Origin of the sequence: Aeromonas sp. ZOR0002 (genome assembly GCF_963866995.1) — a bacterium.
Classification (GTDB): Bacteria; Pseudomonadota; Gammaproteobacteria; order Enterobacterales; family Aeromonadaceae; genus Aeromonas; species Aeromonas caviae.
Window position 1 is genome coordinate 19073 of record NZ_CAWMFQ010000188.1, and the last position, 11074, is coordinate 30146.

8 protein-coding genes are annotated in these 11074 nt (G+C 63.0%); 3 read left to right on the forward strand and 5 right to left on the reverse strand.

The window, feature by feature from the left end; translation table 11 throughout:
* Positions 1–6: 6 nt before the first annotated feature.
* Positions 7–2217, reverse strand: coding sequence for a GTP diphosphokinase (relA, locus tag AACR77_RS11485; protein WP_010675631.1), 2211 nt, complete (start codon positions 2215–2217; stop codon positions 7–9).
* A 349-nt stretch (positions 2218–2566) separates the two neighbouring features.
* Positions 2567–3889, reverse strand: a complete 1323-nt coding sequence (rlmD, locus tag AACR77_RS11490) for a 23S rRNA (uracil(1939)-C(5))-methyltransferase RlmD (protein WP_042881530.1) — start codon at positions 3887–3889, stop codon at positions 2567–2569.
* A gap of 269 nt (positions 3890–4158) precedes the next feature.
* On the opposite strand from rlmD, the gene barA reads away from it, so the two are divergent.
* The 3 genes from barA to AACR77_RS11505 all read left to right on the forward strand — a co-directional run bounded on the left by barA (position 4159) and on the right by AACR77_RS11505 (position 8352).
* A complete protein-coding gene (barA, locus tag AACR77_RS11495) occupies positions 4159–6879 on the forward strand; it encodes a two-component sensor histidine kinase BarA (protein WP_041211665.1) in 2721 nt (906 codons plus the stop codon).
* 64 nt (positions 6880–6943) lie between these two features.
* Positions 6944–7429: a YehS family protein gene (locus tag AACR77_RS11500; protein WP_010675634.1), complete on the forward strand. Its 486-nt coding sequence runs from the start codon at positions 6944–6946 to the stop codon at positions 7427–7429.
* Positions 7430–7461: 32 nt separating this feature from the next.
* Positions 7462–8352 (forward strand): N-acetylmuramoyl-L-alanine amidase, encoded by an 891-nt coding sequence (locus tag AACR77_RS11505; protein WP_010675635.1) that lies wholly within the window; start codon positions 7462–7464, stop codon positions 8350–8352.
* Positions 8353–8493: 141 nt separating this feature from the next.
* Here AACR77_RS11505 and pdxJ read toward each other — a convergent pair whose 3' ends face one another.
* The 3 genes from pdxJ to era all read right to left on the reverse strand — a co-directional run bounded on the left by pdxJ (position 8494) and on the right by era (position 10999).
* The gene (gene pdxJ / locus AACR77_RS11510) at positions 8494–9231 is read right to left on the reverse strand and encodes a pyridoxine 5'-phosphate synthase (RefSeq protein ID WP_010675636.1); all 738 of its coding nucleotides are present in this window, start codon (positions 9229–9231) and stop codon (positions 8494–8496) included.
* A 157-nt stretch (positions 9232–9388) separates the two neighbouring features.
* Positions 9389–10099, reverse strand: a complete 711-nt coding sequence (recO, locus tag AACR77_RS11515) for a DNA repair protein RecO (RefSeq protein WP_039040537.1) — start codon at positions 10097–10099, stop codon at positions 9389–9391.
* Positions 10100–10999: a GTPase Era gene (gene era / locus AACR77_RS11520; RefSeq protein ID WP_010675638.1), complete on the reverse strand. Its 900-nt coding sequence runs from the start codon at positions 10997–10999 to the stop codon at positions 10100–10102.
* Positions 11000–11074: the final 75 nt, after the last annotated feature.

Sequence of the window (11074 nt, forward strand, 5' to 3'; positions counted from 1 at the left end):
TGAGCATTACAGCCGCTTGGCGCTGATCACGTCGTTGAGCTGACTGAGCTTGGCCAACGCCCGGTTGAAGGCGTTGATGTTGTAAATCTCCAGCTCCATGTCTATTTCTGCGGTCTGCTCGCGCACGTTGGAGCGCGAACGCACTCCCATCACGTTGATCTTCTCGTTGGCGAGCACGGTGGTGATGTCGCGCAGCAGGCCGGATCTGTCGTTGGAGAGAATACGGATGGTGAGACCGTAACCGCCGGAGTAGTTCTCCCCCCAGACCGCATCGATCAGGCGCTCCGGGTTGCGACGCGACAGCTCCTTGAGCTGCTCGCAATCCTCCCGGTGGATGGAAACCCCCCGTCCCATGGTGATGAAGCCCTGGATGGCGTCCCCCGGGATGGGCTGGCAGCAGCGGGCGATGTGAGTCATCAGGTTGCCCACCCCTTCCACCACGATGTGATCCTTGGGTTTGGGGCGGAAGGGCACATTGGCCTTCTGCTCCAGCTTCTCCAGCAGACGGCGATCTTCTTCTTCCGCCGTCGGCTTGTTGTAGCGGGTGTCGAGGTAGTTGAGCAGCTGGTTGATGCGGATGTCGCCGCTGCCGATACCGGCCAGCAAATCTTCCAGCTCCTCCGCATGGAAGCGCTCCAGCACCACCTTGTCCACCTTGGAGAGGGTGAGGTTGTGTCTGTCCAGCTCTTTCTCCAGCAGCTCCTTGCCGGCGGCAATGTTCTTGTCCCGGTCCAGCTTTCTGAACCAGGTGGCCACCTTGGCCCGCGCCCGGCTGGAGCGCAGGAAGCCAGCGTTCGGGTTCATCCAGTCGCGGCTCGGGTTCGGCTCCTTCTGGGTGATCACCTCCACCTGATCACCGGTTTGCAGCGTATAGGTGAAGGGCACGATGCGACCGTCGATCTTGGTGCCGATGCAGCGGTGACCGATCATGCTGTGCACGTGATAGGCGAAGTCGAGCGGCGTCGCCCCTGCTGGCAGGTCGATGACATCGCCCTTGGGAGTGAAGACATAAACCCTGTCCTCGAACACCTGACTGCGCAGATCGTCCAGCAAGGAGCCGCTCTCCGAGAGATCCTCCTGCCAGGCGAGGAGTTTGCGCAGCCATTCGATCTTGTCTTCGAAGGTGCTGGTCTTGGCAGCGGCCTGGGCCCCTTCCTTGTAGCGCCAGTGCGCGGCCACACCGAGCTCCGCATCCTGATGCATCTGCTCGGTACGGATCTGGATCTCCACCGTCTTGCCCTCCTCCCCCACCACCACGGTGTGGATGGACTGGTAGCCATTGGGCTTGGGGTTGGCGACATAGTCGTCAAATTCGCGGGGAATATGGTGGAAATGGGTGTGAACGATACCGAGCGCCGCGTAGCAATCCTGCAGCCGCTTGGTGATCACCCGCACCGCGCGCACATCGAACAGCTCGTTGAATTCGAGGTGCTTCTTCTGCATCTTGCGCCAGATGCTGTAGATGTGTTTCGGTCGGCCATAGACCTCGGCCTCGACGCCGGCCTCGGCCAGGGCATCGCGCAGGGACTGCACGAATTCGCGGATGTAGCGCTCGCGGTCGAGCCGTTTCTCATCCAGCTGTTTGGCGATCTGCTTGTAGGTGTCCGGGTGCAGGTAGCGGAAGGCGAGATCCTCGAGCTCCCACTTGAGCTGACCGATACCGAGGCGGTTCGCAAGGGGGGCATAGATGTTGGTGATCTCCTGGGCCATCAGCACCCGGGTCTCCTCATCCGCCTTCTTCGCCTCACGCAGGCAGGCGATGCGCTCCGCCAGCTTGATGACCACGGCGCGCACGTCCTCGACCATGGCGAGCAGCATGCGGCGCACGTTGTCCACCTGCTCTGGCGAGGTTTCGCTGCGGTGAAGGGTTTGCAGGGAGCGGATGGCCTCCATCTCCAGCACCCCTTCCACCAGCTTGGCGATCTTGGGGCCGAAGTCCTCGTTCACCTTTTCCTGGCTGATGAGACCGGCTTCGACGAAGGGATAGAGAATGGCGGCCTTGAGGGTGGCGAGATCCATGCTGAGCATCAGCAGGATGCCCACCATCTCGACCCCGCGTACCAGCAGGCGGTTGGTGAGCGCTTCGTCACCCAGGGTCAGGCAATACTGGTAGACGGTTCGCAACTGATTCTTGTCACTTTCACTCAGGGTAAGGGAACTGACCCACTCATCCAGAGTGAAATTGTCTTTCAAATGAATATCGCGCACCGCAACCATGGTATCAATCCTTAAAAGTGTGGGGTCGAAAGCCGATGCTCTCCTCATCCCCTCATCAACTGATGACTGCCTCAAATGGGGATGCATGAAAGAGTTTTCAAGGCATGTCACCGCGCAAGGTGACAGGGCTCTTCCCCGCATCCGATCCACTATCGACGACCTAGATTACCCTAATCACTCCCGCTCAAACAGCGCTGCCGCCGCTGGAAAACCAAGATAACCACATGCTGCCCTGCCCGTTGAAGGCAACGAGAAACACCTGTTTTACCTCACTCTGGCAGCATCATGCACATCGAAAAATCATCACGACCGCATCTTGATTCATCCAGAATAATGCGGTCGTCTCGACTCAGCCTCGTTCGAACAGCGCCATGGACTCCAGATGACCGGTGTGGGGGAACATGTCCAGCATCCCCAGACGGGTCAGCTTGTAGCCCCCCTGCACCAGCACCTTACTGTCACGGGCCAGGGTGACCGGGTTACAGGAAACATAGACCACCCGTTTGGGGGAAAGTGCCACCACGTGGCTCATCACCTCCAGCGCCCCGGGTCTGGCCGGATCCAGCAGCACCAGATCGAACCCTTCCCGGGCCCAGGACATGCCCACGATGTCGCCGCTCAAGTCCGCCTTGTAAAAGCGGGCGTTGTCGATGCCGTTGCGGCGGGCATTCTCCTGTGCACGCGTCACCATGGCGAGCTCCCCTTCCACCCCCACCACTTCGCGGGCCTGACGGGCCAGCGGCAGGGTGAAGTTGCCGATGCCGCAGAAGAGGTCCAGCACCTTGTCATCCTTGCCTGCGTCGAGCCAGCTCAATGCCTGCTCCACCATGCGCTGGTTGACGGGCCCGTTGACCTGGATGAAGTCGCCGGGAGCGAATGCAAGAGACAGGCCATCCAGCGTGTAACTTGGCTGAGACTGTTGACGCAGAGGTTCGATCTGCTCGTCCGCCGCCTGCAGATAGAGGTCTATCCCCTGGGCGGTGGCAAACTCGGTCAAGTGCGCCCGATCCGCCTCGGTGGGGCGACCGGTGTGGCGCAGCAGCATCAGAATGCCCTGCTCCCCCTGAATGAGTTCCGCATGGCCCAGTTCGCGCTGGCTCTTCAGCCGGTTGAGGCATTCGCGCAGAGGGGCGATAAGGGCGGAGAGGGGCTCGGCCAGCACAGGACAGCCGGCAATCTCTACCAGATCGTTCGACTGGCGACGACGAAAGCCCACCCGGGTGCAGCGACCGTTCTTGTCAAACTTGATGGCCAGACGGCAGACCCGGCGGTAGGCGCGGGACTCCCCCGTCAGCGCAGGTGCCAACGCTGGCGCCTGGATGTTGCCAAGGCGCTCGAACAGGCTGACCAGTCCCGCCTCCTTGGCCGCCAGCTGATCTCCCTCTCCCAGGTGCTGGGCACTGCAACCGCCACACTCGCGATAGTGGTCGCAGAAGGGGGCGACCCGGTTGGCCGCCGGGGTCACCACCTGTTGCAGGGCGGCGTGGGCATAGTGCTTCTTGTCGTCGATGATACGGGCCTTGATGGCCTCGCCGGGCAGCGCCCCTTCGACGAAGATGGCCTTGCCCTGATGACGGCCGACGCCGACACAGTGGTGATCCAGACTGTCTACCGTAAATTCAATACGTTGGGGCTGGGTGGATTTCTTTTGGGGCTTGAAAAACTGGGCCATAAAACTTGGTGCCTATAGGTGGCTATGTCATGATTGTGGAATCTGCGGCAGACCATTGTCCCACAAGAATAATCGTATGACCAAATACGGCCTGAGGGCCCCAGCCGCGGCATCCGCCCCATCGTCCATTCTGACCAAAAGTGGCCCATTGATATGACCGGATACGGCCTGAGACCCCGTACAGCGACAATGACTGTATTGCCTGCCCGACCCCGGTGCCTGCATGCGCCCCGGGTCATGGCTTCTCTTGCGAAAGGCGGGTCGGCGGCATGACCAAGTACGGTCTCAGGGCCCGGGTGCTGGCCTTCACCATCTTGCCGACCCTCATCATCGGCGGCCTCATCGCAGGCTATTTCACCTTCCACCGCTATCAGCAGCTGGAAAACAACCTCATCGATCAGGGCATCAACATCATCGAGCCCCTGGCCATCGCCAGCGAATACGGCATGACACAGCACAGCCGCGAATCCCTCAAGCGGCTGATCGGGCTCACCCATCGCAAGAACTCGCCCTTCATCAAGTCCATCGCCGTCTTCACCCAGGAGAACCAGCTGTTCGTGACGTCCAACTACCACAGGGACTTCAGCCAGCTTCGTCTGCCGGACGGCAGCGTCATCCCGGCCCTGACCAGCGTCTCCGTCAACGGCGATGACATCATACTGCGCACCCCCATCCAGGCAGAGACCAGCCTGGACGGCTTCCCGCTGCCAAGCGACCTAGAGCCGCCGGTCATCGGCTACATTTCCATGCAGCTCGCCACGGACAGGGCCATCGTCCTGCAGTACCGCGACGCCTTCTTCGCGGTCATCATCGTGCTCATCGGGCTGGCCATAAGCGCCCTGTTCGGCTTCCGTCTGGTCAAGAGCGTGACCCAGCCCATCACCGACATGGTGCAGGCGGTGCACCGGATCAGGGAGGGGCGACTCGATACCCGGGTCAGCGGCCAGCTCACCGGCGAGCTCGACATGCTCAAGAACGGCATCAACGCCATGGCCAAGGCGCTCTCCGAATATCACGAGGAGATGCAGCAGAACATCGATCAGGCGACGTCGGATCTGCGGGAGACCCTCGAGCAGATCGAGATCCAGAACGTCGAGCTCGACATGGCGAAGAAGCGCGCCCAGGAGGCGGCCAGGGTCAAGTCCGAGTTCCTCGCCAACATGTCCCACGAGCTGCGCACCCCTCTCAACGGGGTCATCGGCTTCACCCGCCAACTGCTCAAGACCAGCCTGACCCCGAGCCAGACCGACTACATGCAGACCATCGAGAAGTCGGCGCGCAACCTCCTTGGGATCATCAACGACATCCTCGACTTCTCCAAGCTGGAGGCGGGCAAGCTGCAGCTCGAGCACATCCCCTTCAGCCTGCGGGACACCCTCAACGAGACCATGCACCTGCTGGGGCCGAGCGCCCACGACAAGCAGCTCGAACTCTCCCTCCAGGTGGATGCCGCCGTGCCGGACTACCTCACCGGCGACCCCATGCGCCTGCAGCAGGTGCTCACCAACCTCACCGGCAACGCCATCAAGTTCACCGAGCGAGGCAACGTGGACGTGCGTGTCGAGCAGACCGGGGAATCCAGCGGCAACAAGGTGCGCCTGCGGGTGCTGATTCGCGATACCGGCATCGGCATCTCGGAAGAGCAGCAGCGCCAGTTGTTCCAGGCCTTCAACCAGGCAGACTCCTCCATCTCCCGCCGCTATGGGGGCACCGGGCTCGGGCTCGTCATCACCCAGAAGCTGGTGCAGCAGATGGGGGGCCAGATCCGCTTCGAATCCGAACTCGGCAAGGGGTCGGTCTTCTCGTTCCACCTGGATCTGGATGTCTCGCCCCTGCCCCAGAGCGAGCGGCTTCCGCTGGATCGCATCCAGGGCAAGCGGGTCTGGCTGCTGGAGCCGGATCCCTTCACTCACGCCTCCCTGCTCGCCCTGCTGGGAGAGTGGCACCTGGATGTGCACTCCCTGACGGTGGACGAGGAGTGGCCCCCGATGAGCAGCCAGGACATGGTGCTCATCGGCAGCAGCACCCTGCACAGCCCGCAGCAGGTGATTGCCCGTCTCGACGGACTGGACGGCCAGCAGAACACCATAGTGCTGCTCAGCAGCCACGAGCCGGCCCTCTACGACGCCATGCTGGCCCACGGCGCCGTCCACTGCCTCTCCAAGCCCATCAACCATCGCAAGTTGCTGCACGCTCTGCTCTCCCCCGAGGCGGTACGCCGTGCCCCCCTGCCCGCGCCGACGCCGCGCAGCGTGCAGGCGGTCAAGGTGCTGGCGGTGGATGACAACGCCGCCAACCTCAAGCTCATCGCCGCCATGCTCAAGGAGATGGTGACCGAGGTGGTGGTGTGCAAGAACGGCAAGGAGGCGGTCAACCTGGCCCAGAGCCAGCCGTTCGACATCATCTTCATGGATATCCAGATGCCCGTCATGGACGGCATCAGCGCCACCCAGGCGATCCGCCACCACTCCCTCAACACCGAGACCCCCATCGTCGCGGTCACCGCCCATGCCATTCCCGGTGAGCGGGAGCGCCTCATTCGCCAGGGCATGGACGACTACCTGGCCAAACCCATCGACGAGGGGATGCTGGCGCAGCTCATCACCGACTTCGCCCACCGGCGGCACCAGAATCACGGGGATCAGCAGATAGACTGGCCCCTCGCCGTGCGTCAGGCCGCCGGCAAGCCAGCCCTCGCCCGGGAGATGCTGACCATGCTGCTGGCCAGCTTCGACGAGGTGGAGCCCATCCTGGCGGCGGCGCTGGAAGGGAGTGCCGAGGATGCAGACGTGCTGGCCCAGCTCCACCGCCTCAACGGTGGCTGCGCCTACTCCGGGGTGCCGGGTCTGCAACGCCTGCTCTCCCAGCTCGAGCAGCAGCTGCGCGACGGGGTCGCCGTGAGCGATCTGGAACCCGAATTGCTGGAGCTGCAGGATGCCCTGGAGCAGGTGAGGCAAGAGGCCCCCCGCTACCTGGCCCTGACCGACTGAGGCGCTTTTTCTGACTGGACAGGCGGCAGGTGGTAACATCTGCGCCGTTTCCACAGGAGTCAACATGACCAACAACGATATTCTGCGCCGCCTGCGCTATGCCCTCAGCATCAGCAACGACCAGATGGTCGAGATCTTTGCCAAGGGCAATCTGGCCATCACCCATGCCCAGTTGCACGGCTGGCTGATGAAAGAGGCCGAAGAGGGCGAGGCACAGGAAGCGGGCTTCGCCGCCTGCCCGGACTCGGCACTGAGCCAGTTCCTCGACGGCTTCATCGCCCTGCGCCGCGGTGTGCGGGAAGATGCCCCGCCCCAGGTGATCCCGAACCGGATCAACAACAACCTGATCCTGCGCAAGCTGCGCATCGGCCTCAACTACAAGGAAGAGGAGATGCTGGGCACCCTCAAGCTCGCGAACTTCAACCTCTCCAAGTCCGAGCTGAGCGCCCTGTTCCGCGCCAGGGATCACAAGCACTATCAGGATTGCGGGGATCAGATCCTGCGCAACTTCCTGATTGGCCTCACCGCCAAATACAGGCCCGGGCCCTGATGACCGCCTCCGGCCAGGTGCGAGGCTAGACCATGGGCTGGCGCCGCCTGCTGGCTCCACGCCCGTCGGCGAGCGGCGGTGCGTGTCGGTTCGCGGCGCGCTGGTTCTGGTCACTGCCCCTCATCCTGCTGCTCGGCGCCTGCCAGCCTGCGCCCTATCGTCTCAATCAGGAGCATCAGAGCGCCAGCCAGAACGAGCGCATCGCCTTTCTCATCCTGCACTACACGGATGAAGAGGATGCCCGCTCCCTGCGCCTGCTGACCGAGCCGGAGCACAAGGTGAGCGCCCACTACCTGATCCCCCGCGACACCGACGAACAACCGTTCCCGGTCTACCAGCTGGTGCCCGACAGCCAGCGGGCCTGGCACGCCGGACGCAGTCGCTGGCATCACTACGCCGGGCTCAACGCCAGTTCGCTCGGCATCGAGATAGTCAATCTCGGGTATGACGAGAAAGACGCGGCCCTGCCCGCCCATCTGAGACACTGGCAACCCTATCCCCCTGCTCAGATCGCCGCCCTCGGCGCCCTCGCCCGGGATCTGGTCGAACGCTACCAGATCCCCCCCACCCAGGTGCTGGCCCACAGCGACGTCGCCCCCGAGCGCAAGCAGGATCCCGGCCCCCGGTTCCCCTGGCGCGAGCTCGCCCTGCGCTACGGTGTCGGCGCCTGGCCCGACGAGGCCCGGGTGGCCGAGCTGCGCCAGACGCAGCTCATCCCCTGGGATGCGCTGCAATGGCAGCAGCAGCTTGCCCGTTACGGCTACGGCCTCCCCCAGCACGGCGCCTGGGATGAGCAGAGCCGCGCCGCCCTGCGCGCCTTCCAGCTTCACTTTCGCCCCGCCCTGGTCACCGGCGAGCCGGATGCCGAGTGCCAGGCCATCCTCACCGCCCTGCTGGAGCGCTACTTCCCGGAACCAGGCTGAGGCGCCCCTTCCCTTTCGCCCTCTGCACACGGATGCCCGGCCCCATGCCAGATGAGCACGGGGTTCATCCCTCCTTCCACTCCTGAAAACCACAAGGGACGCCGAAGCGTCCCTTGTGGTTTTCATACCAGCGAAGCGGCATCAGATCCCCTGACGGGCTTCCTGCATCAGCGCACGCATGTCGCTGACCGCCTTGGCCAGACCGTCGAAGGCGGCGCGGCCGATGATGGCGTGACCGATGTTGAGCTCATAGAGCTCGGGGATGGCGGCGATGGCCTTGACGTTGTGGTAGTGCAGGCCGTGGCCCGCATTGACCTTCAAGCCCTTGCCAGCGGCGTAGGAAGCACCGGCGGCGATGCGCTTGAACTCGGCGTTGCGCTCGGCATCCGTGGTGGCATCGGCGTAGCGGCCGGTGTGGATCTCGATGAAGGGAGCACCGCTCGCGGCGGCCGCATCGATTTGCAACGGATCCGCATCGATGAAGAGGGATACCTGAGCACCGACGGCCGCAAGACGGGTCACCGCATCGGTCACCTTGTCCAGCTGGCCCGCCACGTCCAGGCCACCCTCGGTGGTCACCTCGGTGCGCTTCTCCGGCACCAGGCAGACGAAGTGGGGCTTGATGCGGCAGGCGATGCCGATCATCTCCTCGGTCACCGCCATCTCCAGGTTCATCCTGGTCTGGATGGTCTGGCGCAGGATCTCCACGTCCCGGTCGGTGATGTGGCGGCGATCTTCCCGCAGGTGGACGGTGATGCCATCGGCACCGGCCTGCTCGGCCACGAAGGCGGCCTGTACCGGATCCGGATACTGGGTGCCGCGGGCGTTGCGCAGGGTGGCGATATGGTCGATGTTCACACCCAGGTAGATCTCGCTCATTGCTTACTCCTTGATACAGGTCATCTGTGAATGCCGGAGCGGGTGGTGCCCGCTCCTCTGTCCATGTGCCGCCGCAGCCCGGTTCTGGCCACGGCGACAGCATTATTGTTCATGAAAGGCGATGTCATAAACACAAAACATCACCAGATAATAAAAATCAGCTTGAAACACTGCCTTTTCGCTTCAAAAAGAGCTCCCTGCTCTTCAGTTGACGCTTGCCGAGATAGGGCTGCAGCGCCAACCGGCTGAAACGCTTGGCCGCCTGCAGCAAGGGAGGCGTGTCGAAACGCCCTTCGGCGAAGGCCAGCAGGTGGGCACCGAGGAACAGGGTACGGGGATCCGGCGCCCGCTCGCAAGCGACAAAGCCGAGCTCCCGCTCGAAGCCGTAAAGCAGGGTGGGGTCGATGGGGGAGTCGTCGTCCGCGGCATATTCGAAGTCCACCGCGTAGCCCAGGGCCTGCAGCAGCAGGAACTCGAAGCGGCGCAGGGGCAGCTCCGGGGTCTCGCCGTCCGCCAGGGCCATGATGGCACGGGCATAGGCGTCGAACACCTCGGGGAAGGGGGTGTGCGCTTCCAGCAGGTAGTAGACCAGCTCGTTGAGATAGAGGCCGTAGAAGAGACGATCCCCGCCGAGGCGCAACGAGTGATCCGGGCACTCCACCTGGGTGAGGTTCTTGAGATCCCCCTTGCCGCGCCAGGCAATGGTGAGCAGGGTGAAGGGCTGCAGCAGCCCCTTCAGAGAGGAGCGTGGCCCGCGGGAACCGCGAGCCACCAGGGTGAATCGACCGCTATCCTGGGTGAAGACCTCGACCAGCTGGCTGGTCTCCCGATAGGGCCGACTGTGGATGACGAAAGCCGGGGTCAGCAATCAGTCGTCGCCATACCCGAGGCTGCGCAGGGCCCGCTCGTCGTCGGCCCAGCCGGACTTGACCTTGACCCACAGCTCGAGATGCACCTTGTTCTGGAACAGCCGTTCCATGTCGATGCGCGCCTCTGTGCCGATGGTCTTGATCTTCTCGCCCTTGTTGCCGATGACCATCTTTTTCTGGCCTTCGCGCTCCACCAGGATGAGCCCGTGGATGTGGTAGAGACCGTTTTCCTCGACCTTGAAGCGCTCGATCTCCACCGTCACCGAATAGGGCAGCTCCTCGCCGGTGAAGCGCATCAGCTTCTCGCGGATGATCTCGGAGGCCATGAAGCGGGAAGAGCGGTCGGTCACGTAATCTTCCGGGAAGAAGTGGACGTTCTCCGGCAGCAGATCCTTGGCCCACTCGCGGATCTTCTCCACGTTGGTGCCCTTCTCGGCGCTGATGGGCAGGATGTGGGCAAAGTTCATCTGCTGACCCAGCCACTCGAGGTGCGGCAGCAGATCCTCTTTCTCCTTGACGTTGTCGATCTTGTTGACCGCCAGCACCACGGGGCACTTGAGGTGGCGCAGCTTGCCCAGCACCATCTCGTCATCCTTGGTCCAGTGGGTGCCGTCCACCACGAACACCACCATGGCCACGTCCCCCAGGGAACTGGTGGCGGCGCGGTTCATCAGGCGGTTGATGGCCCGCTTCTCCTCGATGTGCAGACCCGGGGTATCCACATAGATGGTCTGATGGTTCTCCTCGGTGTCGATCCCCAGGATCCGGTGACGGGTAGTCTGGGGCTTCTTCGAGGTGATGCTGACCTTCTGGCCGAGCAACTTGTTGAGCAGGGTGGACTTGCCCACGTTGGGGCGGCCCACGATGGCGACAAAGCCGCAATAGGTGGTATCTGTCATGACCGCGTTCCCAATGCTGATGGAGTGAAAAGAGCGCACTGTGCCGGATCCGTCATGGTGCTCATGACAACTGTG

What these genes read in the sequence shown, in the direction of transcription:
- relA (WP_010675631.1), bottom strand. Translation starts at nt 2,217, where the DNA reads ATGGTTGCGGTGCGCGATATTCATTTGAAAGACAATTTCACTCTGGAT.
- rlmD (WP_042881530.1), bottom strand. Translation starts at nt 3,889, where the DNA reads ATGGCCCAGTTTTTCAAGCCCCAAAAGAAATCCACCCAGCCCCAACGT.
- barA (WP_041211665.1), top strand. Translation starts at nt 4,159, where the DNA reads ATGACCAAGTACGGTCTCAGGGCCCGGGTGCTGGCCTTCACCATCTTG.
- AACR77_RS11500 (WP_010675634.1), top strand. Translation starts at nt 6,944, where the DNA reads ATGACCAACAACGATATTCTGCGCCGCCTGCGCTATGCCCTCAGCATC.
- AACR77_RS11505 (WP_010675635.1), top strand. Translation starts at nt 7,462, where the DNA reads ATGGGCTGGCGCCGCCTGCTGGCTCCACGCCCGTCGGCGAGCGGCGGT.
- pdxJ (WP_010675636.1), bottom strand. Translation starts at nt 9,231, where the DNA reads ATGAGCGAGATCTACCTGGGTGTGAACATCGACCATATCGCCACCCTG.
- era (WP_010675638.1), bottom strand. Translation starts at nt 10,999, where the DNA reads ATGACAGATACCACCTATTGCGGCTTTGTCGCCATCGTGGGCCGCCCC.